27 protein-coding genes are annotated in these 22820 nt (G+C 55.4%); 10 read left to right on the top strand and 17 right to left on the bottom strand.

The features are described from left to right. Nucleotides 1-167: 167 nt before the first annotated feature. The 3 genes from RSSM_RS24025 to RSSM_RS24015 all read left to right on the top strand — a co-directional run bounded on the left by RSSM_RS24025 (nucleotide 168) and on the right by RSSM_RS24015 (nucleotide 2766). Nucleotides 168-845 carry a CDP-alcohol phosphatidyltransferase family protein gene (locus RSSM_RS24025; protein ID WP_008685604.1) on the top strand — a complete coding sequence of 226 codons (678 nt, stop codon included), beginning with the start codon at nucleotides 168-170 and terminating at the stop codon, nucleotides 843-845. 259 nt (nucleotides 846-1104) lie between these two features. After that, nucleotides 1105-1962: a DUF1206 domain-containing protein gene (locus RSSM_RS24020; protein WP_044303492.1), complete on the top strand. Its 858-nt coding sequence runs from the start codon at nucleotides 1105-1107 to the stop codon at nucleotides 1960-1962. 165 nt (nucleotides 1963-2127) lie between these two features. Next, complete coding sequence (locus tag RSSM_RS24015) at nucleotides 2128-2766, top strand: class I SAM-dependent methyltransferase (RefSeq protein WP_044303491.1); 639 nt, start codon at nucleotides 2128-2130, stop codon at nucleotides 2764-2766. A 117-nt stretch (nucleotides 2767-2883) separates the two neighbouring features. On the opposite strand, the gene RSSM_RS24010 is transcribed toward RSSM_RS24015, so the two are convergent. From RSSM_RS24010 to RSSM_RS24000, 3 genes are read right to left on the bottom strand one after another with little or no spacing between them, the layout of a single operon-like run. Next, nucleotides 2884-3747 carry a glycosyltransferase family 2 protein gene (locus RSSM_RS24010; RefSeq protein ID WP_008685598.1) on the bottom strand — a complete coding sequence of 288 codons (864 nt, stop codon included), beginning with the start codon at nucleotides 3745-3747 and terminating at the stop codon, nucleotides 2884-2886. Continuing rightward, complete coding sequence (locus RSSM_RS24005) at nucleotides 3744-4856, bottom strand: glycosyltransferase (RefSeq protein ID WP_008685596.1); 1113 nt, start codon at nucleotides 4854-4856, stop codon at nucleotides 3744-3746. Before RSSM_RS24005 ends, RSSM_RS24010 begins: the two co-directional genes overlap by 4 nt. Continuing rightward, entirely contained in the window at nucleotides 4853-5923 is a 1071-nt protein-coding gene (locus RSSM_RS24000) for a glycosyltransferase family 4 protein (RefSeq protein WP_008685594.1), read from the bottom strand. The genes RSSM_RS24005 and RSSM_RS24000 overlap by 4 nt, the downstream gene beginning before the upstream one ends. Nucleotides 5924-5954: 31 nt before the next feature. Here RSSM_RS24000 and RSSM_RS23995 point away from each other — a divergent pair, with 31 nt between their 5' ends. Continuing rightward, complete coding sequence (locus RSSM_RS23995; protein ID WP_144060078.1) at nucleotides 5955-6167, top strand: hypothetical protein; 213 nt, start codon at nucleotides 5955-5957, stop codon at nucleotides 6165-6167. A 96-nt stretch (nucleotides 6168-6263) separates the two neighbouring features. On the opposite strand, the gene RSSM_RS23990 is transcribed toward RSSM_RS23995, so the two are convergent. Further along, a complete protein-coding gene (locus tag RSSM_RS23990) occupies nucleotides 6264-6956 on the bottom strand; it encodes a hypothetical protein (protein WP_008685590.1) in 693 nt (230 codons plus the stop codon). 91 nt (nucleotides 6957-7047) lie between these two features. On the opposite strand from RSSM_RS23990, the gene RSSM_RS33360 reads away from it, so the two are divergent. Both RSSM_RS33360 and RSSM_RS23980 read left to right on the top strand, forming a co-directional pair. Continuing rightward, complete coding sequence (locus tag RSSM_RS33360; RefSeq protein WP_008685587.1) at nucleotides 7048-7260, top strand: hypothetical protein; 213 nt, start codon at nucleotides 7048-7050, stop codon at nucleotides 7258-7260. Nucleotides 7261-7266: 6 nt separating this feature from the next. Next, nucleotides 7267-8706: an MATE family efflux transporter gene (locus RSSM_RS23980; protein ID WP_008685586.1), complete on the top strand. Its 1440-nt coding sequence runs from the start codon at nucleotides 7267-7269 to the stop codon at nucleotides 8704-8706. Nucleotides 8707-8962: 256 nt separating this feature from the next. On the opposite strand, the gene RSSM_RS23975 is transcribed toward RSSM_RS23980, so the two are convergent. From RSSM_RS23975 to RSSM_RS33920, 9 genes are all read right to left on the bottom strand, one after another. Beyond that, nucleotides 8963-9271: a PF20097 family protein gene (locus tag RSSM_RS23975; RefSeq protein ID WP_144060077.1), complete on the bottom strand. Its 309-nt coding sequence runs from the start codon at nucleotides 9269-9271 to the stop codon at nucleotides 8963-8965. 13 nt (nucleotides 9272-9284) lie between these two features. Further along, complete coding sequence (locus RSSM_RS23970) at nucleotides 9285-10151, bottom strand: S1C family serine protease (RefSeq protein ID WP_008685582.1); 867 nt, start codon at nucleotides 10149-10151, stop codon at nucleotides 9285-9287. Nucleotides 10152-10189: 38 nt separating this feature from the next. Further along, nucleotides 10190-10699, bottom strand: coding sequence for a hypothetical protein (locus RSSM_RS23965; protein ID WP_044303489.1), 510 nt, complete (start codon nucleotides 10697-10699; stop codon nucleotides 10190-10192). Between the two features lie 74 nt (nucleotides 10700-10773). Next, nucleotides 10774-11175 carry a hypothetical protein gene (locus RSSM_RS23960; RefSeq protein WP_236621348.1) on the bottom strand — a complete coding sequence of 134 codons (402 nt, stop codon included), beginning with the start codon at nucleotides 11173-11175 and terminating at the stop codon, nucleotides 10774-10776. A gap of 119 nt (nucleotides 11176-11294) precedes the next feature. Further along, nucleotides 11295-11522 carry a hypothetical protein gene (locus RSSM_RS23955; protein WP_008685574.1) on the bottom strand — a complete coding sequence of 76 codons (228 nt, stop codon included), beginning with the start codon at nucleotides 11520-11522 and terminating at the stop codon, nucleotides 11295-11297. A gap of 10 nt (nucleotides 11523-11532) precedes the next feature. After that, nucleotides 11533-11943 (bottom strand): Hsp20/alpha crystallin family protein, encoded by a 411-nt coding sequence (locus RSSM_RS23950; RefSeq protein ID WP_044303488.1) that lies wholly within the window; start codon nucleotides 11941-11943, stop codon nucleotides 11533-11535. 113 nt (nucleotides 11944-12056) lie between these two features. After that, the gene (locus RSSM_RS23945) at nucleotides 12057-12482 is read right to left on the bottom strand and encodes an Hsp20/alpha crystallin family protein (RefSeq protein ID WP_008685571.1); all 426 of its coding nucleotides are present in this window, start codon (nucleotides 12480-12482) and stop codon (nucleotides 12057-12059) included. A gap of 393 nt (nucleotides 12483-12875) precedes the next feature. Next, on the bottom strand, nucleotides 12876-13070 hold the full coding sequence (locus RSSM_RS23935; RefSeq protein ID WP_008685569.1) for a hypothetical protein: 195 nt from the start codon (nucleotides 13068-13070) through the stop codon (nucleotides 12876-12878). Continuing rightward, nucleotides 13067-13465, bottom strand: a complete 399-nt coding sequence (locus tag RSSM_RS33920; protein ID WP_008685567.1) for a nucleotide exchange factor GrpE — start codon at nucleotides 13463-13465, stop codon at nucleotides 13067-13069. Before RSSM_RS33920 ends, RSSM_RS23935 begins: the two co-directional genes overlap by 4 nt. Nucleotides 13466-14195: 730 nt before the next feature. Here RSSM_RS33920 and ylqF point away from each other — a divergent pair. The 3 genes from ylqF to RSSM_RS23915 all read left to right on the top strand — a co-directional run bounded on the left by ylqF (nucleotide 14196) and on the right by RSSM_RS23915 (nucleotide 16236). Beyond that, the gene (gene ylqF / locus RSSM_RS23925; protein ID WP_008685564.1) at nucleotides 14196-15155 is read left to right on the top strand and encodes a ribosome biogenesis GTPase YlqF; all 960 of its coding nucleotides are present in this window, start codon (nucleotides 14196-14198) and stop codon (nucleotides 15153-15155) included. A gap of 119 nt (nucleotides 15156-15274) precedes the next feature. After that, a complete protein-coding gene (locus RSSM_RS23920) occupies nucleotides 15275-15556 on the top strand; it encodes a peptidylprolyl isomerase (protein WP_008685562.1) in 282 nt (93 codons plus the stop codon). 140 nt (nucleotides 15557-15696) lie between these two features. After that, nucleotides 15697-16236: an AlkZ-related protein gene (locus RSSM_RS23915; RefSeq protein ID WP_008685560.1), complete on the top strand. Its 540-nt coding sequence runs from the start codon at nucleotides 15697-15699 to the stop codon at nucleotides 16234-16236. Nucleotides 16237-16266: 30 nt separating this feature from the next. On the opposite strand, the gene RSSM_RS23910 is transcribed toward RSSM_RS23915, so the two are convergent. Next, nucleotides 16267-17226, bottom strand: a complete 960-nt coding sequence (locus RSSM_RS23910; protein WP_008685556.1) for a sugar phosphate isomerase/epimerase family protein — start codon at nucleotides 17224-17226, stop codon at nucleotides 16267-16269. Nucleotides 17227-17447: 221 nt separating this feature from the next. Here RSSM_RS23910 and RSSM_RS23905 point away from each other — a divergent pair, with 221 nt between their 5' ends. Next, entirely contained in the window at nucleotides 17448-18038 is a 591-nt protein-coding gene (locus tag RSSM_RS23905; RefSeq protein WP_044303486.1) for a DUF421 domain-containing protein, read from the top strand. 102 nt (nucleotides 18039-18140) lie between these two features. Here RSSM_RS23905 and RSSM_RS23900 read toward each other — a convergent pair whose 3' ends face one another. The 3 genes from RSSM_RS23900 to sbnA are packed head-to-tail and all read right to left on the bottom strand — an operon-like array spanning nucleotide 18141 to nucleotide 22527. Then, entirely contained in the window at nucleotides 18141-19661 is a 1521-nt protein-coding gene (locus RSSM_RS23900) for a Y4yA family PLP-dependent enzyme (protein ID WP_008685552.1), read from the bottom strand. After that, nucleotides 19658-21478, bottom strand: coding sequence for an FAD/NAD(P)-binding protein (locus RSSM_RS23895; RefSeq protein ID WP_008685551.1), 1821 nt, complete (start codon nucleotides 21476-21478; stop codon nucleotides 19658-19660). Before RSSM_RS23895 ends, RSSM_RS23900 begins: the two co-directional genes overlap by 4 nt. Next, nucleotides 21478-22527: a 2,3-diaminopropionate biosynthesis protein SbnA gene (gene sbnA / locus RSSM_RS23890; RefSeq protein ID WP_236621347.1), complete on the bottom strand. Its 1050-nt coding sequence runs from the start codon at nucleotides 22525-22527 to the stop codon at nucleotides 21478-21480. The genes RSSM_RS23895 and sbnA overlap by 1 nt, the downstream gene beginning before the upstream one ends. Nucleotides 22528-22820: the final 293 nt, after the last annotated feature.

The raw sequence follows: 22820 nt of genomic DNA, 5'->3' as shown, positions 1-22820 counted from the left end.
ACATCTTTGTGAATCTCGCTGACCCGTCCTCTACTCCACCAAGCGAATCGCATACGAACGTTGCGGTGCCTAACGTGAATCCGCCTCGACAGTTCGACCGAAAAAGCGATCGTCATGCGGGTCACTCTACGAAGCGGCCTCGCCTCGCCTCGCTATCTGCCTACCTCGTGCACTTGTTGACCGCATCGGGAATTGTGCCCGCCGCGTTGGCGATGCACGAACTTTCTCGTCCGCAATGTGATCCGCGGTTGGTCTTCGCGTACCTAATGCTGACGACGCTCATTGATTCGATTGACGGACCTTTGGCGCGGCGATTCGAAGTGAAGAGGTACGCACCATCGATCGATGGCCGCGTCATTGACGATTTACTGGACTATCTCACCTTCGCGTTCATTCCGCTGATGCTGATTTGGAGAATGGGGTGGATGCCGGCGGGGTTCGGTGGTTCAGTGATGTTTGCGATGGGCGCGAGTTTGCTTGGGTTCGCTCATCGCGAGGCGAAGGACGAGTCTCGCGGCTTGTTTCGCGGCTTTCCGTCGTACTGGAACTTGTATGCAATCTATGCCGGCGTATTCAGTACGCAGTGGAGCCCATGGGTGACCGCGATCACGTTGTGGGGGTTGAGCATCATGACTGTGCTGCCGGTCTGGGTGATTTACCCGAATCTCGCACCTTTGCGTTGGTGGCGTCCGGTCTTCTGGGGCGGTCTCATCTGGACCGGTTGCCTCGTCGCCATTCTGTTTTGGGATTATCCGAACAGCCCTCTCGGTTTGGTCCTCGTTTCACTGCTCTATCCGATGTTCTACGTGTGGGCGTCGATTGCTCATGTGAGGGGATTGCGATGATTCCGAGCCCGTTCCCCGGCAGCTTTGGTCTGAATAAAACAACTAATCAAAGGGGCGCCCCGCTTTTCCCATGGGAAGCTCGCCCAACGCCATCGACTGATGAATTGTCTCTTAATTCCATAAGACCCCGGTCAGGCGGTCTGTCCACCTCTCAGGAATGACTCATGGCATGAGAGTTGCGAAGAACACGTGAACGTAACGACGCGTTATTCATACCGTGGCATTTAATAGATTTAACAACGTTCACGAGGATATAAGGATGGCGACCACTCAGGCCGGGACGAACAAGCACAGCGTAACATGGCATGGATTTAAGACGAGATCATTGCCCAAGGTTCCTTCATGGATTGAATCCCTGGGGCGTGCCGGGCATGTTGCGAAAGGTGTTGTGTATTTCATAATTGGGTTTCTCGCGTTCAAGTTGGCTATCGGTGCGGGAGGCGAGATCTCCGGTTCGCGCGAAGCGATCAAGGAAATCGGGCAGCAGCCCTTCGGTAGAATCCTTCTGGGGATCGTGGCAATCGGTTTGATCGGCTACACCGCGTGGAGATGGACTCAAGCGGCCAAAGACACCGAGGGTGCGGGCAATGAGGCCAAAGGTATCTGCAAACGCATCGGATACGCGGTCAGCGGCATCGCCTACCTGTCGCTAGGTTGTTTTGCCGGCAGTCGCGCGTTGGGTTTTGGTGGCGGTTCGGGAGGTTCGTCCGGTGCTTTCTTGCTCGAATCGACATGGGGCCGCGTTGTTTTGGGGATCGCGGGTGGGGTCACGATTGGTGTGGCAGGCTACTTCATCTACAAAGCGTATCTTGCGAGCTTCATGACGAAGTATCGGCTCGCGGAAATGAGTGAAACGGCTCGGAAGGCGGCTTTGAATGTTGGGCGTATAGGACTCAGTACTCGAGCGGTCGCGTTTGCAATCATCGGTGGATTCGTGGTCGCATCGGCGTACCGTGGAACGTCTGACGGTGAGATCGCAGGGATGAGCGATGCTCTGGCAATGATCGCGTCGCAGTCGTACGGGAAAGTATTGCTGGGGATCACCGGCTTCGGGTTGATGTGCTACGCAGTGCATATGTTTCTGATGGCTCGTTTTCGTCGCTTCAATGTCGAGTAAGCCATTGGTTGTCGTGTTCATGGCTACTGGGGCGTGCGGTGTCGGAGTGTCCGGCTTTCGTGGTCATCCCAGTAGTTTGTTGAACGACGTTTCAGAGTGTGTTGTGAATCGATTGTTTTTTAGTCGCTGTTGTGTTGTAGAAAAGAAGATCTGAGGGTTTGAACAATGTCATATGCTGTAACGCGTCCGAATTCGCTGTCGTATCTCCGGCGTGCCGGTTGGGTGCTACGAGCCTGGATGAGGAATCCGGCTCAGGTAGCGACGGTTTGTCCGAGTTCGCCTTACTTGACTCAGGCTATCTCCGATCGCGATTGTGTTCGGCAGGCCGACACGATCGTGGAACTCGGGCCGGGCGCGGGTGGCACCACGCTCGGGTTGCTCGAGCAGTTGTCGACCGGTGGACGCTTGGTTGCGATTGAAAAGACTGAAGAGTTAGCAGCAGCGGCGGCGGAGATCGTCGACCCCAGATTGCACGTTGAGCATGCCGACGCACAGGATCTTTGCGGTGTCTTGAGAGACCTGGGAATCGCGACGGTCGATGTCATGGTCTCGGGAATCCCGTTTAGCGCTTTGCCGGAACCCGTTGCCAAGCGGATCATGCAATCGGTCCATCAGTCGCTCGCTCCCGGGGGACGGTTTATTGCCTATCAGTTCCGACCTGATGTTTGCGAATTTGCGAGGCCGCTGTTTGGGCCGCCAACGACGGAGACGGTGATGTTGAACGTGCCTCCGTTACAGATACACGTGTGGGAAAAGGTCGAGACTCTCGACCCTGTGGTCCCGCAAACGGTGATCAATGCGTGAACAGTCGAGCGGTCAATCGCTCAAGCGGTTGCAGCAACCTGGCGAACCGAAATTGTGATCGACCGAGATAGAACGACCTCTTCGATAGCCCTCGCGAGCACTGCGAGGACCGTTGCGTTAAAAGCCGGCCGGTGTCATGACGGTCGCGTTTTGGATCTGCTCGTTGGTGGGCCGCTGGATTAGCTCGAGCGTATCCGAATCGGCGTCGAAACGAATCAAGCCGTGGCGGGCGAAGGCGTTTAGCCACGATTCCATGGGCCAACAGTCCCATCGCCTTCGAAACTGAATCGCGTTGCGGATGATCGCATCGAAATGATTCAGCGGCGGTTTGCACACTGCGTGGTGTTGATGGTAGGCCATCGCTCCGGCGAAGCCGAAAGGGACGCCGGCCTCGCGCGCGGCAAAGGCAAAGTCGGTGTCTTCACCGCCGTAGCCCGCGAAATCCTCACTGAAACCACCAATGGTTTGGAAGGTGTCTGGCGTGGTGGCGAAGCAAAGCGACCAAAACTTTTCGTACTCGGTCGACGGTTGCCACTCACCTTCGGTTAGCCTCGGTTGGTACGGGTGGGCGATCGCCTTCTCTCGGAGTTCCGGCATCGACCAATCGGAGGTCGTCGCGCCTGCGGGAAGGTAGCGAGGACTGCCCATCCACAATCGATCGGATTCACCAATAGCATCTTCGAACGTGGTCAGCATGTTTGGCGATGGGATGCAATCGACGTCTAAGAAAACCATCGCGTCGGCGTCGCTGAGTTGGGCGGCACGATTGCGAGCTTTCGCGAGAGGCAACGATTCGTTGATCGTGTCGACTCGCTCGGTGATCACGTCGATCGTTCCGCCCGTGTCGGGTGGAATGATGTCCTCGTCCATGCCAACGATGATCCAGCGATCCGGTTTGCGAACCGACTGCATCCATCCTCGGGCCTGGTTTTGCAGGTGAAGTTCACGTCCTCGAACGATCGTCAACGCGTGAATGATCATATTGAGATGGTTTCCGAATGATGACGTTTGTTGTGTGACCAGAGGGCGACCTGTTCGATGTGTTTGGCCGCCTGTTTCGCTCCATCGTTGCGGAACACGTGGTCCCATTTCGAGGTGTCCAGGCTCAGTGCGCTTTGTACGAGCGAAGGCCAAGTGTGAGGCGTGGGCCACTGTTCCAATCCGACGGCGAGTTCTTCACGCTGTAGGATCTGAACCTTTCGGATTTGTTCTGCGAAGGGCCGTGGTTCGGCGATCGCGATGAATTTACATCGTGAATGGCCGAGTTCCATGACGCTGTTGTGGCCTGCGGCGGTTACCACCACGTCGGCACTCTGGCAGTAGGCCGAGGCATTGTCGACCCAGCCGAGATAGTGCAGGTTCGATGGGTGATTGCTTTCGTTAGCCTCTTTTCCGACCACGAGGATTTGATGGCTCGGTAGTGCCAAGGCAGCGTCACGAAGTCGCGAATGAACGTCACCGCTGCCGCCACGGCCAAACAGGAAGGCGATCGTGTTGTTCGGTTCACGCTCGGTAGAAAGCGGCTTGTCTGTCGTATCCGAGGATGTGGTGTTCGTGTGGCGACAGAACCCGTCGAGGTAGACCGTTTTCTGTTTGATCCACGCGGGCGTGATGGAGTCTTCCATCATCTCAGGAAACGGAGCTAGCAATGAATGAGCAGCGGCGTATGCGTTGATGTGTGCCGGATCGCTACGGTCACCATGCTGTCTCATTACGATTTGAGGTACCGATGCTAATCGCGTCAACATAGAGATTTCGGCGGAAACATCGACAACCATTAGATCCGGTTTGGCAGTCGCCAGCCACTTAGTGTATGCGGCGACACGGTCGGTGATGTTGTGTGACCACAGCGGGGCGAAGTGCAGCGACGGTACGTCCGCCACATAGTCCAAGCCTTCTTCGTTGAGCCCCTCGTTGTCGCATTCGATGCCGATGACTTCGGAAAGTGTCGGGCCGGACCAAGGCAGTTTATCGATCCGGCTGGTGACTACCGACGAGGGAATGGTGAGGTGCTTCAAGATGGCTTCCGTTCGATGCTTGTGCCCTCTGCCGTGGTAGTGGACATAGAAGCCCACGCGTGGAACGCTCATGCGGCAACTCCTGCTTGAGGACGCAGGTACATGTCCTCGTAGCAATCAATCATGTGATCGAAACTGAACCGCTGCCGAGCGACCTGTCGGCATCGGGTGGAGGATAGCTTCAAACATTGACTCGCAGCGTTCGCGAGTCCGGCGATGTCGCCGGGAGAGGCGATTCGCCCGACCGAATCGTCGACGATCTCCGGGATAGCCCCCCGTTCGAAACACGCGACCGGGGTTCCGCAAGCAAGTGATTCGACCACCACGAGACCGAATGGCTCGTCCCAGCAAGGTGTCACGAAGGTGACTGAGGACCGGGCAATGAGTCGGCACAGATCATCATGGCGTTGATGTCCGAGGTAACGCACGTTCGGTCCCAGTTTTGGGACGATTGCAGATTGAAAGTACTCGTCATCACTGATCGGACCGACGAGGTCGATCGGTAGGCCCGCGAGTGCTGCAGAGTCGATTGCCATGTGTGTTCCCTTGTCGGGAAGGATACGCCCGAACCAGATTGCTCGTTTCTCTCGGTCGGTGCCGCAGCGTTTCCAAAACCGTGTATCGACGCCGTTGTGAATCACGGACTGGTTTGGAATATGGGGGCTCCATGCCCTTGCGTTCGCGTTCGAAATGTTAACGAAGCGTCCGCATTGAAAGGCTCCACGTGCCTGCAGTTCCCCGACCATTCGTTCGAGTGGAGGGGCGTGCAGCGTGGTGATCATGGGAGTCGGGATGAGGCCCGCAAAGCGAAGCGGGATGGGGCTGAGGGAGTGGTTGTGAATCAGATCAAACGAATGTTGTCCGAGTTTGTTCATCAGTTGTTCGTAGGCTTCGTCTTCGACACTCTCGACCCACTCATAGTGCACGCGACCGAGCCGACGAAGACTGTCAGGAATCGTGGACGATTCCACAATCGGTGCCAGCGGAAGCGACGAATCGGAGTCTCCCGATGCGAATAGAGTTACTTCATGTCCCTTATCGACGAGACGTCGGACGAACGCGTCTGTGAAGCTCTCCAGGCCGCCTGCGTGGGGTTTGGCAATGGGGTGTTTCAAGTGACCTATAATGCCGATCTTCATTATGTTTATCCCCATCAATTGATAAGAGTTGATGTTTGTTATTGGTATGCATCTGGATGCGTCGGTTGACGGTGATGCATCGGTTTCGTTTAACGGGCGACCTGTGTTGCGATTGCAAACCGCGTCGCTAGACGCATTGGCAACAGGACGCATTAGCAACAGGTGTGCCAACGGCGGTGTGGGGAACGTCGCGGCTCTCGCCGGATCGCTGACGAAAGGAGTCGAAAGTGCATGGTTTTCGTGAGCACGAAAACGAAAAACGGTCCAGCGATGTTTTTATCGCTGAACCGTTTTGAATGTGTTTGCTGATGGACGATGATGCCTTGTTCGATCGGTTTGGCTACACGATCATGCGTTGGTCGAACCGCTTGTCAAACTCCGTGAACAGGTCTGCGAACTCGGGGCGATCGAGAACCTCTTGGACTTTCTGCGCTCCGGTCTCTACTTCCTTGGGGGCGTTGATTGGTTCGCGTGCTTCATCCTGCCGGGCTACTGCTTGGCGAGCCGTTTCCATTGCCGATGACTTCCACCCACTCACGTGTGACAGGGCATCGTTCATGGCAGCCTTGACCATTCGAAAGTCCATTCCTGAGAACGAATCTTCGAATGCCATTCGCATCCGCATCGCGTAGGCGTTGTTGATTTTCTTGGGGCTATCGCGAAGTTGCCGATTCAAGGTGCGTCCGAGCAGCACCATCTTCACGATTTCCAGAGGAACGCCTCGAACCGAAGTCACGACCGCAACAACCTTGCGTATTGGAAACAAGATGATTTTCAGCGGTGCCTTGGCGAGTGTTCCGAGGCAACCTGTGAGGCAACCATCGCTGCTGCTGTAGTAAGGCCGCAGCGTTTCGAGTGAAACGTTTTCTGTCGGTTCATTGGCGTGCAGGGTCCTGGATACTACAAACCGTCTGCATTGCTCGCGGACCAAATCGTCGATAAAGGGTACCGGGATGAAACGAGAGGATGCCGAGACGATACCAGCCACGACCCATTGATGGGTTAGCCAATCTGAATTTGAGGGAATCGCCATCTATCCCTTTTTCCGTACAGGAATAATAACGACGGGTTCGCACCGGGGGATCATTGCACCGGATCGTTGCATCTGTTGTTCGGCACTGTTGATGGATTTTGCCAAGTTGTTGATCGTCTCCGAGAACCGCCACACAAACTGCTTGGCGAGAATCCAAGGTCGCGAGAATGGAAGGTGGAGTTTGGTCGGTGCGGGAGTTGCAGACATCGCGAGTTTCCTGCTCGTGGAGCGAAGAGTGAAGCTGATACAGATTCAACTCGGTATGCATTTCCTGAGCCAATCACTTACCTCGGACAACGGATAGGTCGTTTTGTCGAGCGAAAACCACAGCAGAAAGGATAGTCATTCGTTCGGATACCGAGCGATTCTCGCGGTTGCGATACCCCTTGCGGCAACAGTCGGTTGTTTTTCGATCACATTGTTTACCGACCGAACTTTGTTGATGTGGTATGGCCCGACTTCGTCGGCGGCGTCCGTGTCTGCCGGCAATCTCTATTGGGCGGTCGCCTGCGTTCCGGTTTCCATGATGGGGTTCATTACCCCTTTGGTGGCGATCACTCTCGGCAGACGACGCGATCGTGGTGCGGTGAATCGGCGAACCTGGGCGTTGGTGTGGCAATGTATTTGGATGACGCTCGCGTGTATTCCGATCCTCGTTTTTGTCGGATGGCTCAGCCCACGCGTTTTCGAAGCGTTTGGGCACGAGGCGGACCTAGCGTTGCAGGAGGCGAGATACTTTCGGACGCTTTTATTCGTGGCACCGGCATCCATGCTCGAAGCGGGGCTTACTGCATTTTTTGTCGGTCGTCGAATAACCAAACCGATTCTGCGAACCAATGTGGCGTCTTCTGCCCTGAACGTCGTCCTTGATTTCTGGTTGATCTTCGGTGGACTGGGAATTCCGGCGTTGGGGGTTTGGGGAGCGGCGTCGGCGACGGTGATCGCAATGTGGTTCAAGGTTTTCGTGTTTGCCGTTCTGCTTTCGAGAGTACGTTCGTTCGGACGGCATTTTGCTGAGTCGTGGAAACCCGATGCGGCACTCATCCACGAAATCGCCGTGCCCGGATCTGCGTTGGGGATTCAGCAGCTCGTGCGGTCAGCACTTTTCAGTTTGCTCATGTTGTTGATCGGCGCGGCATCCGTCACTGGGCTCGCGGCGACCTCAGCGGCACTGAGTCTTTACCAGTTGTTATCGATCCCAGCGATCGGATTGGCCACCGCGGTGACTGTAGTAACCGGGCAGGCTTTCGCGTCGGGAGGTATCGCCTTGGCCGGGCAAGTCATGAGACGATCGTTGGTTATCGGTGGTGCGGGTGTCGTGATATTGGCGGTGCTGCTCCTTGGCTTTCCGTATTTTTTACTGCAAGTTTCGCTAGGTGGATTGACTGCGAGTGAACGTGGTGAGATCGAGCCGGTTGCGGTTCTCTTGCTCCGATATGCCGCCGTCTACGGGATTTTCGATGTTGCAAGCATGTTGTTGGGGGCCTCCGCGAAGGGAATCGGAAAGACGTTTGTCATCTTAGTGGCAACTGCCGTCCCTGGGATGATCGCGATGTTGGGCGGCTTCGCGTTGTCTCCGGAGGGGGCGTCCGCAGTGGAGCATTGGTGGGGAGTGCTAATCGTATGGTCGTTGGCACAAGCAGGCATCATCGCTATCGGAATGCGCCGAATGTTGCTCGCAGGTGCAGGGCCCCAAACGGCCGGATGCGCCAACGAGGCGCCTGGCTCAACGATGGTGACAGGCAGATAACGCTTCCACACAAACCGTATCTTCAAAAGGGGACAGGCCAAGTAGAACCGGGTTTGCGAGGCCGGGCTTGCAGCGCGGTGCCGTTGTCGTGGAGGTGTGTTTTTGGGACCGAGACAGAATGCACGAAGGCGAATCGACAATCAATCGTCTTCGCCTTCATGAAAACGCCAATCTCGAAAGACCGGCTGGGCATAACCGAACAGCGTCAGTTGCTGGATTAGCGATCATGTCACGCTGACAAACGACTTTCGACCGGTTAGCCGGGCACCGCGACCTCGTCGCATGAACGTCGCTGCGTTGAGGACGTTTGCCTCGATTCTGAGGGTGTTAGTGCATCGGAGTGCGGCGAGAGTGCGTTTGCTCGCTCAAGTGCGTAGCTGAGCAGTAGGCCGCAGTTGGGACAACGGCAACTGCGAACAGGCAGCACATGTTCGTGGCCCATCATGTATGAACTGAACGTGCCGCTTACCCAAAACAAGTTGTCTTTGCGGTAATCGCTAAATTGATCCAGCAGGAAGCCCTCGTCCATATCGGTGTTGCAGGTGGGGCATCGAGGAGTGTTCATGTTTCACCTCGGTTCAAAATTGAAAGCTTTGCCAATTGAATGGACGGGACTGCCAATGGTTGCGTCGTAGGCCATTCAATAGAGAATCGCGAAAATCGTTTGCTCGGTCATCGAGCGTACGCAGTAGTTGATTTTTACGATGTTCCGGCAGGCTGGTGTCGGCGTTGATCGCGTCTCTTACTTCTTGTCGCTTTCCTTTGAACTCGTGTGACACTGACTCGCCATTCTCGTCGTTGAACGTAATGCGTGCGGTGTAGGTGCCGTCGGCCTCTTTCACGACGCTGAGCGAAACGAACTCGTTCCATTCAGTGTTGTCATTTCCTGCAATGTTTTGGTTCGTCGAGAAAGAAGGAAGCATGGACGACCATGGGAAGTTGAACGGCGGGGTCATTCCCGACCATTCATTCACAGGGGTGCGTCGCGGTTTGAGTGTCTTGTCGAGGACGACTTTGGTCGATTGAAGTTTTCCACCGCGGATGTATTCCAACGCCACTTCATCACCCGGTTTGTCGTTTCGGACACGCTTGATCAATTGCTCGCTCGAGTAAAGATCTTGGTCGTCGTATCGAACGAGGATGTCGTTGCGTTGCAAACCGGCCGCGTCCGCCGCAGACCCCTCGACAACGTTGGAAACCAAAATCCCACGACCGTTGGGCAGTGCTTCGGGAAGATGGCTGGCGAGGACTTCCGGGAGCGAAGCCACCATCACACCAAGGCTTGCTTGCGTCGATTCATCTAGGATGCCACCACTTTCTTTCGAAACGATTGGCGTCGATGCGTCCGCGTCGATCGTTGTCGGCGATGCTTCTTCTGCAGAAACAGCTGAGAGGGAAACAAGCGAGAATAACGTGACGAGCAGAGTTCGTAAGTAAGCATTCATTTTTCATTTCCTCCTGTTTGACAGGTTGGTGCGGGAGTTTAAATCTGGTCTGAAAAAACGTGGCATCCGAGAATGAACATCGCGATGCCGACAAAAAGAAAGCTCCAGTCGAAAAGAGGGCTGGCACGCATCCAAGGCCACCGCGAGACAAGGTCGGCGGTGCAGAGCGTGGCAATCACAACTGATGTGACGAGCGAGAACAACGTGAACGATTTCTCGATCCAAAAGTCACGAAAGAAGTTTGACCATCGACGATGTTTGCGACGAAACGCACCGCGTGTCGGGACGTCAGAAGCCACGTGCAGTTCAAACGGAGATGACGTGATCGCCGGGGAATGCTGCGCGTCAGGCGGCGTGGTGTCATCAACTCGGCTCGTGCTCAGTGCCCCGGGCGTCGTTCCCAGTGCCACGGGCGTGATGCGATGATGTTGCGCGTCCCGCAGCGTAGTCGATCGCGCGGCAGTTCCCCGTTGCGTGCGGTCGGACGCGGGGGTCGATTGGGGTTTTGGGCCGGGATTTCGAGAGGTTTGTGCAAACGTGGTAGTCATGATCAAATCCTCTGCGTTGGGAGGGCAGCGATGTGATGCAGGACAGGGCGATGTGATTCAGGAAAGGGGGGCGACTAGTCGGGTGCTTTCACGTCGTCCGTGATGACATGTCCGCTAAACCGATAACGCCACCGGGCGCCATCGGGTTCGAGGTCGTAACTCGCGAAAGAGCGAGGGAGATCATGATGACCTGTCGGGACACGTGAGAACTGCTCTTCGAGCGTGTCGGTCAGATGCGTGATTAAAGAAACGCTGATCGGGATCAGTACCGATGGCGGAAGGTGGTAGAGTTTGGACGCACTCACCGCATGCTCGTATCCGTCGAGCGGACCGCCGACAAACTCAACGGGGGAAACTTCGTCGACGAACTCCTCCTCCGTGGTCGCGATTGACGCGATCCAGTGCTCAAGCCATTCGCCTGCCCGATTCAGGACAAAACCGACATAATCCATCGCATCACCTCTGCATGGTTGCAAGTTACTTCACACATCCCTTGTTCACGGAACAGATGTGCACGAAACGTGCCGTCGTTTATTTCGGCAATTATAGGTGATAATGTGACGCAGGCATCTGAAAATCTTGCGAATTTGCGGAGCTAGGCTGCCGGTGCGTGTGCGGTGTCCCTCGCGGGAGGTTCGTCAATGTTGCCGAATCTCCGCGTCTCGTCACTGCGGTGTGGGCCACGAGCTTGGACGCCGTCTCGCGTTGCGACCGTCAATTCAGCTAGCCAAGTGCCGGCATCAAAAAGGTCCGTGTGGCAACGGGCGAGTTGCAACACGAACCCCTGCTTGCCTTGCCCGACCGGTGTCAGGCAAGGCATCATCACTGACAAATCAGCGTACTTGCACTTCGATTCGGCGGGGTTTGGCGTGTTCGGATTTTGGCAACCGGAGGGTTAGAACTCCGTTGTGCAGTTCAGCCGAAATCGCCTCACCGTTGATTGCTTCGCCGATCGTGAACGTGCGTTGGAAATCACCGACGCCATATTCACTGAAGAGGTATCCTTCCTCGTCATGGCAATGGCTGACTTGGCCATGGATCGTCAATTGACGATTCTCGAAGTTGACGTCGAGGTTGTCGCTATCGACGCCCGGAAGATCTCCGTAGAGAACCAACTCATCATCACCTTCCCAGATATCGAATCGAGGTTGGTAAGTCGCACGTTGAGCGGTTCCGTTGGTATCTTTCGAACGTTCGGTATCGTGAGAAACGTTTTGGTTTGTCGTTGTCATTGTGGTACTCATGTTTGTGCTCCTTGATCGTTGAGGTCGTTACAATCAATGGTATTTTGCGTATTGGTCATCGAGTGGTGTTCGATAGGGATCGATCGCCACTCGATGGTCGAATTCGCGTTGCCTCAGTTTGCCTTGACGTCGATGCGTCGTGGTTTGACCGCTTCGCTCTTTGGCAATGTGACGCGTAGGACGCCGTTTTTGAACTCGGCGGAAACTCGCTCCGCATCAATGTCACCGGGGAGTTCAATCGTCCGGCTGAACTTGCCATACCCGCGTTCTTGACGGTGCCATGTGCCACCATCGTGTTCAGGTGGTCGGCGTTCGCCTTTCAGGGTGAGTTGATTGGCAATGACGTAAATCTCGAGATCATCGAGCGAGAAACCAGGCAACTCCGCCTCTGCGTAGAGGTTGTCGTTGTCGCCCCAGACATTCATTGCGGGGAATGTGCTCACGCCAGTGGCGACGCTTCCGCTGCGGCCAAATAGACGGTCCATTTCTCGGCTCAAACGATTCAATTCGCTCCAGGGTTCCCATCGTGTTGCTAACATTTTAGATGCTCCTTTCAAGCAAGGTCAAAAGAAGGTTAGGTTCTTGTTTTTCTGCATTTTTGGCAGTCGAAACTGCGTGAGCCATAAGAAAAGCAACGGCTGTGCCAAACCCGTTTTGAGCAAGCAAAGGCACGTCTGCAGCAACGAAACTCCAGTGCATTGCGAGGTACTTTTGATCGGGAGAACCAAGGATGCCAGAATGACATCTCCCGCGTGCACGTTCGTGAAATGGCCCGTCAGAGCATGGGAGGTTGGTGAGAGCGACCACGGTGGGATTCAATGCAAACTCCCCGGCCATGTTGCCTACCTGGGAAACATGGAGCCGGGGAGTTTGGAGTGATTTCGAGTGATTGAGGCGAGGAACTCACTGGCTCGTGGAGTCGCCTGGGTGGACTACTCGAAGGCCTTTTCCGGAAAGGGACTCGGGAAGGCAGCCAGGGCGTCTTCTGCTTCTTCGAACGAGCGATACAGGGCGTCATCGACGAGGATCCCGTCGGCTTCCTTCGCAGCCATTTCCGCAGTCATGCCTTCCGGGACGCGAGTAATCGTGTAACCGTGGTCTGTTTCGATGATCACGTAGTAGTTCATTCGAATTCTCCTGGGTTCGAGGAATCGTTACGAGAAACAATCACCTTCGATGGCCTGAGGACTCGCTCACCAAAACGATATCCCTGTTCGACCACGTCGACGACGGAACCGTGTGGGTGCCCATCGTCGTCTTCTTGGCCGACCGCCACGTGGTGACATGTGTCAAACGGGCACCATGTGCCAGGAATTTCTTGTAGACCATGTTGAGTCAGTGTGTCAAATAGCTGGTTGCGGACCACCTCAATCGATGACATGAACTCATCGAAGTCGCCGCTGTGTCGGCCTGTCAAAATCGCTCGGTCGAGGTTGTCGATAACCGGCAACAGGTCTCGCACGACTTCATGAGCGCACGGGCCGTTGAAATTGGCATCGCAGGAGGGCGTCTCGAGCGGCACGCTGGATTTTGACCTCGAGGGGTGGCTCTCAGGTTGGTTCGCGGGAGGTCCGTGGTCAGATGAGGGAACAGGGAATCGTCTCGGGACGGTTGTTTCAAACGACCCTTCGGGTTTGTTCAACAGACTCTTGTCCATCTTTCGGTCTCCGCTGATTTGACAACAAGCCGAAGACTTCCATGAACAGCTCGCTGACTGTTATGTAAAGCAGACGTATGAAAAGTAGACGTAACCGCTCGATCACCTCCGTCCGCCGTCCGTCATCGATTATGACGCAGGCGGTGGACGTTTACAAATAATGCTGCAGTGAACGATGCGGCTTTCCTGAACCAATTCTGTGTTGATACGATGCAAACAGTGTGCCTGTTCGGAGCACCAGGGGGCGGTTCGTATCGCGTTTTGCTGCGATTGTCCCGTGGTGCTGTTGCCGGGGGATCGATCGTGGTGGCGTGATCAGGAGGCAAACATCCACCGGTGCCGTTGCTTCCCTGACGATGCTGTCGGAAGGGGATCACGCTGCACTTCGTTGCTCTTGCCGGTGGAAGCGGCCCTGCCGGATGGTGTCCTTCTCACGCAGGAGCGGTTCACCCTCGTCCACAGACGCCTATCCCAGGAGTTGCAGGCGTGTTTCAATACAACGTTTCACGATGCAGAGGCATCACGGGGATCGAAGCCAGGACTATTGCCTTCGCCGCTTCGCCGTTTGAGATCGATTAAGAGGACGCCCAACGCTATGTCAATCCAATGGTTCCCCGGCCACATGCACAAGGCGCGACTCGAGATGCAGGCCGTCTTGCCCAAGGTCGATGTCGTCGTCGAGGTTCTTGATGCGAGGATCCCGTATTCGAGTGAGAATCCGATGCTCGCCGAATTGCGTGGCGACAAACCGTGTTTGAAAGTGCTCGCCAAAAGTGATCTCGCCGATGAAGCGATGACGGTCCAGTGGCAGGAGCATTTCAATGCGGTTGCCGGCGTCCGTGCTCGCGCCGTAACGACCGAAGAGGTACCAACCATTCGCAAAATCAAATATGCGATTGCGCAGATGGTGCCCCACAAGGAAGGCAAATCAGCAAAAGCGATGATTATGGGGATCCCGAATGTTGGGAAGTCAACCATCATCAACGTTCTGGCCGGTCGCAAGATTGCGAAGACGGGAAACACGCCGGCGATCACGAAGCAGCAACAGAGTGTTAACATCGGTGACGGTGTGACCCTTTTAGATACGCCCGGTGTTCTGTGGCCAAATCTTCAAAATACGTACAGTAGCTACCGGTTGGCATTGCTGGGGTCGATCCAAGAAACTGCCATGGAGTATAGCGACGTTGCTTTTTTTGGAGCTCGCTATCTGTTGGATCGTTATGTTGATCGTTTGGTCGACCGGTTTGATTTGGATTCGCAGCCCTCGAGAGAGCTCGAGCTGATCGAAGCGATTGGTAGGAAGCGTGGTTGTTTGGGAAAAAACAACCAAGTGGATTTGGAGCGAGCGTCCAAGATCTTTGTCACCGAGATTCGCTCGGGAGGTCTCGGGCCGCTCACGTTCGAAACTCCGCAGGGAATGGAACGCGAAAAAGCGGAAACGTCAAAGCAGGAAGCCGAGAAAGTAGAACGCGATCGAGAAAAAGAAGCCAAACGCAAGAAGCGGTTTCGAGCCAAACAGCGGGCGCAAAAGAAGTCGCGTGAAATGCGAGGGTGACGCGCGTCGCGGTAGGCGGCTTTCCCAATCGGGAATCTCAGCGCAGGATATGTGCTCGATTGAAGCGGCAAAGTGTGCCGTTTCGGAAACAAAGGCATCTATCAAAGATTGAGTATCGCATGGCTACTGCAAGTGCACGTCATATCCTGGTCGAGTTGGAAGAAGTTTGCTTGGACCTGAAAGAACAAATCGAGAACGGGAAAGACTTCGGTGAAGTCGCCGCTGAGTTCTCCTCGTGTCCCTCGGGAAAATCGGGTGGGGCGTTGGGGACGTTCAGTCCCGGCCAGATGGTGAAGGAATTCGACGACGTGGTTTTCACCGGCGAGTTGAACAAGGTTCACGGACCCGTGAAAACTCAGTTCGGCTATCATCTCATCGAGATCACGAAACGCGTCGACTGAACGCGGCCGAATTCTGCGAAGAAAAGGTGGCGAGATCCGCCACCCGGGGGCGAACGGCCTTGGCGGCTTGGCTTGCTCGTGAGATGTTCCTCTTCAGCGAACTGAGATAACAGCGAACTGAAATAACCAGCGGCCTCATCATGATAAAGACGTTCGAAGAAGCCTATCAGTTGGTGCTCAGCGAGAAGGTCGTTACGGTTTTTGGTAGCAAGGGATCGCAATACGCGTCTCTTTGGGACCACACCGCGTTGTCAGAGGACAAGCCCAAGGCCGGCGGTTGGAGTCCCAAGGTGACGGCAGTTTGGGATTGGAAGACGCGGATTCCCCAAACGTACCCCGACGAAGTTTTCTACGGGAAGATTGCCGGCGGGGATGCGGTGTTGATGGAGATGGAGTATTTCCGAACGGAACACTTTCCGTCTGCTTTTCAAGACGTGTCACAGCTAGACCCGCTGGTGCAAGAGGTCTATGAGATTGTTCGCGTCGAACCGATGTATACGGGTCAGTTGCGAAAGCAGACCGTGCAACGTACCGGGTGCACGAAGAGTCAGTTTGATACGGCCTTGAAGAAGTTGCAGATTAGTCTCAATGTCGTACGTTCGAATGACCCGAATCATAAGAACGATTTTTGGCTGCCCATGCGTGAAGTGCATTTTGATCTCGTTCAGGAGAACGAGTGATCTGGTCGGGACATAGTCGCCTGTTTCGTGTCAGTCGTTCGCGGGTGATTCGGAATGCTGGGTTTGATCTGACGATGCGTCCAGCGCGGTCCGAACGTCAGCGATAAACGTGGGGATCGCTATCTCGGGTGGTTCCTTTTCCTCGTACTCGAGGACGACGTAGCCGCGGTAGTTGGCGTCTTGGAGAATCGACAGCAAACGCGGGATATCGGCTGCAACGGGTTGCCCGTTGATACGCGTCGATAGTTTCAGTTGAGCGGTGATTGCGTGAGGAGCAATCTTGGCGAGTTCAGCGTAAGGATCCGGAGTGGCGGATAGGTTCGCGGAATCCCAGGTGACACCCAACCATGGTGAATCGATCGTTTCAACAATGTGGAGCAGGTCGTCGGCGTTCTGCAGCATGTCATGGTTTTCTAGGCCCAGCATCACACCGCGTGATTCCGCGTAACGTAAGGCTGGTTGCAGATTGGCGATGACGTTGGCCAAGGATTGCTGTTTGTCGATCCCGGGTTGCCTGCCCTGCCCCGCAAAGACTCGCACGGCAGGAGCACCAACGTCGGCGAAGCGGTCAATCCATTGGCGGAAGTAATCCATGTCTGCATCCGCCTGTTCGCTTCCTGGCGTGTTGGCAAAACAGTTGCCCATCGCGCCACCGGAAATGTCGATGCCGAGCAAATGGGCGCGACGTTTGATTTGATTGAGGTAGTCGAGGTTCAACGGATATGGAAAGAAGTAGGACGTCAGTTCTGCAGCCTCTACCCCGGCGTCCGCGCAGTAGTCGAGAAAGTCAAGCAAGTCCATTTTTCCATTGGTGCGTGTCCCCTTCCACCATCGCATGGAACGTTTGAACGAATACGCGCTCAGCGAAATGTCCTGAACGCGAGCTTCATTTCGTTCGAAGCGATCGATAGACCTGGCTTGCCCTGATGCCGTCGCGGCAGCAGCGATCGCAGTCGTTTGAAGAAATACGCGACGTGTGAATAAGTTCATGTCGTTCTCGTGTGGTACATCATTTGCGGTTCGTTTGCAGTTGTCAGGCCAGCGTCGTTGGAATCGCTTACGCGGGACACCGATGTTGTCGGCCAGTCGCGGTCGCCCGGTAGTGATGCGTTATGGCTATTTGCGTTGATGCAATGGTAGCGAGCATGCGCGTCGGCGTGTTCATTCTTCTGAAGGTTCGCGACGTTTCTCTTATTAGCAGGATAGTATCGATGAAGAATGCATTCGACCAATGGACCTCGGCGAGCCTCGGTGAAGTCACGATGGTCGTCGTTTCGTCGGTCATCATTTACGCGGTGATACTTGCTTACACGCGATTCTCCGGTCTGCGTAGCTTTTCGAAAATGTCGGCATCTGATTTTGCGATGACCGTCGCGGTGGGGTCGCTTTTTGCCTCCACGATATCATCGTCGAACCCATCGCTCGTGATTGGGATCGTGGCCTTGGCGTGTCTGTTCTTGGGCCAGTTTTTGTTGGCGTTGTTGAGGCAACGACTCGATGGGTTTAGCAAATTCGTTGACAATGAGCCCCTTCTGTTGATGGCTGGGGGGCGAATGATTGACGAGAATCTGCGAAAGGCCAATGTTACCCGAGGGGACGTTTGCGCGAAGCTCCGCGAGGCAAACGCCTTTCGACGCGACCAAGTTCTCGCGGTCGTCTTCGAAACCACCGGCGACATTTCGGTGTTGCACAGCCAAGATCAAGAGGGCGAGATCGACCAAGAAATTGTGAGTGACGTGATCGACAGCGAATTGTTGTTTGCAGATACGAGGTCGACCGAACCGACTTCTTTGGGACGCTGATCCGAAAAGGATGTCGCCGATGTCGCCAGCCTTCGGTGGACTGAATTCTGGCGAATTCAGCTACGGGCCTGGCGAATTCACTTGGTTGAAATCCGTTTGCGCTTATAGCGATTTTGCATCGATCGCGTCGAGGCGAAACACTTCCGCCGAGTCCTCGTCGAAGACAACATTCTTTGCCAGCGGGAACTGATGCGACCGGCTTTCGAGAAAATGCATGAAGTAACCGGCGGTATTGGGGAAGACGACAAGATCTCCCCTTTGGATGCCTTGAGGGAATTGCAGCTTTCGCAATTGAATCAACTCGGACTCGGTGCAATAGGCGCCTACGAGGTAGCCGCTGCGAGGAGAACGCGTTGCTGTGGTTTCAGTCGCGTTGTCGAAGTCCTTCGGGCTCGTCAATACAACCGGGTCGACCAGAAAGTCATCGCTGCCGGTTCGACATTGGGTGCGATTCATGCCGAGGCCAATGAACCAATCGCCGTTGGGGTGATGTTTGGTGAATTCAACTCTCGCTACCGTCATCCCGCAAGCGTCTAGGCTGCTTCGCCCGGGTTCGCACCGCAATTGCAAAGAGCTTTTCTTGATGGCGGATGCGATCGAACAGTTTTCGCCCGAATCCGCGTCCAACACTTCGGCGAACCATTCGGCACGTACGGGCTGTTGGAAGTACGGATACGTGTTCGCTGTGTCGGTGATGCCATTGTGGTCATGACGCAGTCCGAGACCGTGGTTGCGGTAGGTGATTGGAGGTTGATGGCCACGCAGTGACTCTCGGAGAGACTTCCAGAATCTGTCCCATTGCTCATTATCGTTGAGGTAGCTCATGGGGAGACCGCCACCGATGTCTAGAAAGCGAATGTCGTGTCCTTGGGAACGAAGGCGATCGATCCATGGCAGGCACTGTTTGATCGCGGACTTTCGCTGGTCCGCACAGTAGCCGTCGAGGTGAAAGTGGAGTCCATGGAGTTTCACTTTTTCGTCGGCAGCGAGCAACGATATTTTGTCTTCAACTTCGTGGACCGAATCGATGTCAAAACCGAACCGCGAGTGAAGTTTGGTTTCGTTGTGCGAGAACCCACTGAGCCGGATCGCGATGTTTGCTGGGAGCGATAAGTCGGACGTGACCGCGTCAACCACGTCGAGTTCGTCGTCGTTGTCGACCGCGATCGTGACCTGATTGCGAACGCACAACTCGATCAGCGACCACGTTTTGATCGCAGCGGTACAGATTATGTTCGGGCCAGGAATGCCGCGATCGAGCGTTTGTTGGCATTCCGGTTCGCTCGCGACGTCGACGCCCGCGTCGATCTGTTTGGCCGCGTCCACGAATGTCAGGCACTTGTTTGCTTTGCGAGCAAAAAAGGGTCGGAAATCGACTTCACGCTCACACGCGACATCGCACAGTTGTTTCAGATTACGCTGCAACGGAACGGGCGTTACCACGTTAATCGGCGAGCCATGTTCTTCGATCAAGCGATGCAAGGAAGCGGAATGGAGGGTGAGAGCATCGACCATCCAATCCGCCCACCGCGCGTTAAGAGGAGTCACGCCACGGCAGTGGCTTTGCAAACGATTCCATTCGTCCGACTGGATTGCCTGGTGAGGATTTGCGGCGATGCTCATGTCAATAGGTTTACTTTCCGAAGATTGGCTGCGACGCTCGATGCCCAACGTTGAGGGTGATCATGCAGTGTACGGCTGAGGGTATCGTTGCCAAGGATGCAGCCCTCGGTGGCACGACCGAGAATGGACAACCGGTCAGGCGAATCGCAATTATGTCGCAGTGGTTTGCCGTCGGCGTCCACACGCAACGTTGATGGACCTTGGAGGCGTTCAATGATTGCCTTTTCTTCCAGCGAATCGAAGGGGGGCGCGGAGAGGCATTGTCGTGGCGATTTGAGAACGGCATTCACGCAGCGGTCGATCGTCAGTGAATGGCAGGAGGCGTTTGAGCGAGAGCGATCACGAAGCGATAGTCGTGAATCACCTTCACTGGATTTTTCGATCCGACCACATGCGAAACGCAGATCCACGAGAGACGCGTTGATCAGTGCCAGCATTTTTCCGACGTTCTCTGCCGGCGGCCCGAACGCGATTCGTTCCATTTCGACGGCGATACGACGGAACTTCGGCCATACCTCGGCTACCAATCGGCCGTAGCTGATGCAATCAACCAATGCGGGGTAGAGGTTTCTCCAGGCGGTTCCGAGTGCCCAGGCGATATTGGGATCGGATTGGCCCGTCGCGACTCGGTAGGATTCATGCATCGTGTGAAAAGCGACGTCCCCGTTCATCTCTTCGCTGCACCAAATGTCGAACCACGATCGGATATCGCTTGCGGTCGTCGTTGGAATGCGAGTGCAGGTTTGTAAAGCCATTGCTGCGGTATCGGTGATCAGCGGCCACAACGTGTGCGAGAGCACTTGAGACGTGATCGGCTGGGAGATTTTGCTAATCGACTTACGCCCTTCCGACCAGACCTCGCAAAGTTCGTCAGGGTGATGGAAAAGGGACTCGTCTGGCTTGGCCAGCATCGGTCGACCCGAACGAGAAAATGGGTACAGGCATTGAGGTTCTTGTCCCGTTGATTGATAACGCCAGTCTTGGCCGGAACGTTCGAACTCTCCTCCACGTCCTTCCGTCATTGCGAGCGTGGCGTCGATGCAGGTCAAGCCAAAACCGCGAATAGCGACGGTGCTTTGCGGAGGCACGACATCAATCGACAAGTTCTCTCCGACCGGGAAGGTGGGGATCCAGGTTGATTGAATGGGGACGCTGGGTTCCGGTGGTTTGTCCCACTGGCCATGTCCCGTCGTGATCAGGAGTTCGTCGACGCTCGACAGCATGCGATCGGTCCTGATTTGCCAGGCGTCGGTCAAGCGATCGATCGACGAGACTTCCTCTTGAATCACCGTGACAGTGGCGAACGAGGCGAGTTGCCCGATCACTTGATGGTAACAACGGTGAAGGTATTGGCCGACCGAGGCGCGGCTCACGAAAGAGTTCGGGTGAGTTTCCTCGCCTGCTTCGCGACGTAGCCACTCGACCAAATTAAGGCGTTGGTCATCGGGCTGGCTTCGCGGTGGCCACGCGTCGATGTTTTTGGCGGCGAAGTTCATCCTGAGATATCGCGGTTGACGGGGATCATAGACGTTACCCGCACCGGGAAAGTCGGCAGGTTCGAATATGAAAATCGCCAACGTCGGCAGCGGTTGCATCTGCGCTAGTTCGTCCGCTAGCGATTGAAGGCAGTACAGCCCGCGAGGCCCGCAGCCGACAACACCGATGCGGTACTCTCGCCCGAGCAGAATAGGTTCATCCGGTTCACGCGTGTCGGCCGAGGAGTCGCTGTTCGATCGTGCCGCATCAGTAGCATGGCTGGATATCGACGGGGAGGATGCGGACTCGCCGAGTGGAGCGGGAATGGTTTGAGGATTCATTACGACGAGGTCTCGCTTTGCGGATGATTCGGTGCCGGAGCTGTCAGTGCGGGAGCGTGGATCCTTTCTTCGATCATGTTTGGTGTGACGCCGAGTTCCGACTGAACCCACTGATCGCTGAATACCGTGTCTAGGTACCGAGTACCCGAGTCGTGCAGGATGGCAACAATTCGTTTACCGCGAATTCGGTTCTGGTGTGCTCGAACTACTTCCAAAACACCGCCTGCGGAACCACCAACGAGAATTGCTTCTCGTTGCGACGCACGACGGCAGCCGACGACGCAGTCGATATCCGAGACGCGGGCCACGTCGTCGAACGTCTGGTCTTTCGCCAACGCAGGAAGATGGCCGGCGCCGATTCCAGGGATCAGTCGCTTTCCGGGGGAGCCGCCAAAGAGAACGCTGCCGTTTGCGTCCACCGCGATGACTTTGGCGTGGTGGTTGAGCCTTCTCAGATAGTCGCGGCAACCTTGTGCGGTTCCGGTGCTACTAGTTGCGACGAACAGATAGTCGAAGTCACCTTGTGTTGATTCGAGAATTTCTCGGATCGTCCCCAGTTCGTGTGCGATTGGGTTTTGGCGATTGGCGTATTGGTTGGGCCAAAAGCTGTTTGGGGTTTTGGCCAGGATCTTTTGTACGCGGTGCAGCCGTGCGGCGAGAAAACTACCGTCGTGCGGTTCGGTAACACGAACCACGTCCGCCTCATACGCTTTCATGATTGCGACGTTTTGCGGTTGAGCGTGGGGGTCAACGACGCAAATGAATCGCAGGTTGTGATACCGACATGCCTGAGCCAAACCAATGCCCATGTTTCCCGAGGATGACTCAACGACGGTATCACCCGGTGAAAGCTCGCCGGTTTCGAATGCATGAGTAAGCATCTGCAACGCCGGGCGGTCTTTCGCACTGCCACCCGGATTGGCTGCCTCGAGTTTTGCGTGAAGTTCCACGGAAGGTTCGTCGAGGTAGCGTGTCAAAGAGACCAACGGTGTGTTACCAACGCATCGAAGGATCCCATTTTGATGACTATGCCTTGAGGTCGTCGGCATGGTCGGCATGGTTACCGGGGCGTTGCGGGAGAGATCTGAGAAGGCGGACGCAATCATTTGTTGAGCCCTCCGGCGCAAAAGAGATGAAGGGCGAAGGGATGGCAGAAGCCCCGGAACCGTGATGCAAGGTCGAGCCACGGTCGGAGATTTGGTTGGCTCATCAGATTTGCTCGGTGAGGTTGAATGTTGCGGAACGATTCCGAATGTCTTCGGGAACCGGCAAGGTGCGGACTCAGTGCATCGCTGAAAGCAGGTGGAACGTTTGCTCGTCACTGCGACGTAACGTTCGCGTC

The organism is Aporhodopirellula sallentina SM41 (assembly GCF_000346505.1).
In the GTDB taxonomy this organism is placed as follows: domain Bacteria; phylum Planctomycetota; class Planctomycetia; order Pirellulales; family Pirellulaceae; genus Rhodopirellula; species Rhodopirellula sallentina.
Note: the sequence above shows the minus strand (reverse complement) of the source record. Positions and strands in the feature narration are given on the sequence as shown.

Excerpts from the sequence above, each read along its gene's own strand:
- RSSM_RS24020 (WP_044303492.1), top strand. The coding sequence starts at position 1,105 with ATGGCGACCACTCAGGCCGGGACGAACAAGCACAGCGTAACATGGCAT.
- RSSM_RS24015 (WP_044303491.1), top strand. The coding sequence starts at position 2,128 with ATGTCATATGCTGTAACGCGTCCGAATTCGCTGTCGTATCTCCGGCGT.
- RSSM_RS24010 (WP_008685598.1), bottom strand. The coding sequence starts at position 3,747 with ATGATCATTCACGCGTTGACGATCGTTCGAGGACGTGAACTTCACCTG.
- RSSM_RS24005 (WP_008685596.1), bottom strand. The coding sequence starts at position 4,856 with ATGAGCGTTCCACGCGTGGGCTTCTATGTCCACTACCACGGCAGAGGG.
- RSSM_RS24000 (WP_008685594.1), bottom strand. The coding sequence starts at position 5,923 with ATGAAGATCGGCATTATAGGTCACTTGAAACACCCCATTGCCAAACCC.
- RSSM_RS23995 (WP_144060078.1), top strand. The coding sequence starts at position 5,955 with ATGTTTGTTATTGGTATGCATCTGGATGCGTCGGTTGACGGTGATGCA.
- RSSM_RS23990 (WP_008685590.1), bottom strand. The coding sequence starts at position 6,956 with ATGGCGATTCCCTCAAATTCAGATTGGCTAACCCATCAATGGGTCGTG.
- RSSM_RS33360 (WP_008685587.1), top strand. The coding sequence starts at position 7,048 with ATGGATTTTGCCAAGTTGTTGATCGTCTCCGAGAACCGCCACACAAAC.
- RSSM_RS23975 (WP_144060077.1), bottom strand. The coding sequence starts at position 9,271 with ATGAACACTCCTCGATGCCCCACCTGCAACACCGATATGGACGAGGGC.
- RSSM_RS23970 (WP_008685582.1), bottom strand. The coding sequence starts at position 10,151 with ATGAATGCTTACTTACGAACTCTGCTCGTCACGTTATTCTCGCTTGTT.
- RSSM_RS23965 (WP_044303489.1), bottom strand. The coding sequence starts at position 10,699 with ATGACTACCACGTTTGCACAAACCTCTCGAAATCCCGGCCCAAAACCC.
- RSSM_RS23955 (WP_008685574.1), bottom strand. The coding sequence starts at position 11,522 with ATGATGCCTTGCCTGACACCGGTCGGGCAAGGCAAGCAGGGGTTCGTG.
- RSSM_RS23950 (WP_044303488.1), bottom strand. The coding sequence starts at position 11,943 with ATGAGTACCACAATGACAACGACAAACCAAAACGTTTCTCACGATACC.
- RSSM_RS23945 (WP_008685571.1), bottom strand. The coding sequence starts at position 12,482 with ATGTTAGCAACACGATGGGAACCCTGGAGCGAATTGAATCGTTTGAGC.
- RSSM_RS23935 (WP_008685569.1), bottom strand. The coding sequence starts at position 13,070 with ATGAACTACTACGTGATCATCGAAACAGACCACGGTTACACGATTACT.
- ylqF (WP_008685564.1), top strand. The coding sequence starts at position 14,196 with ATGTCAATCCAATGGTTCCCCGGCCACATGCACAAGGCGCGACTCGAG.
- RSSM_RS23920 (WP_008685562.1), top strand. The coding sequence starts at position 15,275 with ATGGCTACTGCAAGTGCACGTCATATCCTGGTCGAGTTGGAAGAAGTT.
- RSSM_RS23915 (WP_008685560.1), top strand. The coding sequence starts at position 15,697 with ATGATAAAGACGTTCGAAGAAGCCTATCAGTTGGTGCTCAGCGAGAAG.
- RSSM_RS23910 (WP_008685556.1), bottom strand. The coding sequence starts at position 17,226 with ATGAACTTATTCACACGTCGCGTATTTCTTCAAACGACTGCGATCGCT.
- RSSM_RS23905 (WP_044303486.1), top strand. The coding sequence starts at position 17,448 with ATGAAGAATGCATTCGACCAATGGACCTCGGCGAGCCTCGGTGAAGTC.
- RSSM_RS23900 (WP_008685552.1), bottom strand. The coding sequence starts at position 19,661 with ATGAGCATCGCCGCAAATCCTCACCAGGCAATCCAGTCGGACGAATGG.
- RSSM_RS23895 (WP_008685551.1), bottom strand. The coding sequence starts at position 21,478 with ATGAATCCTCAAACCATTCCCGCTCCACTCGGCGAGTCCGCATCCTCC.
- sbnA (WP_236621347.1), bottom strand. The coding sequence starts at position 22,527 with ATGCCGACGACCTCAAGGCATAGTCATCAAAATGGGATCCTTCGATGC.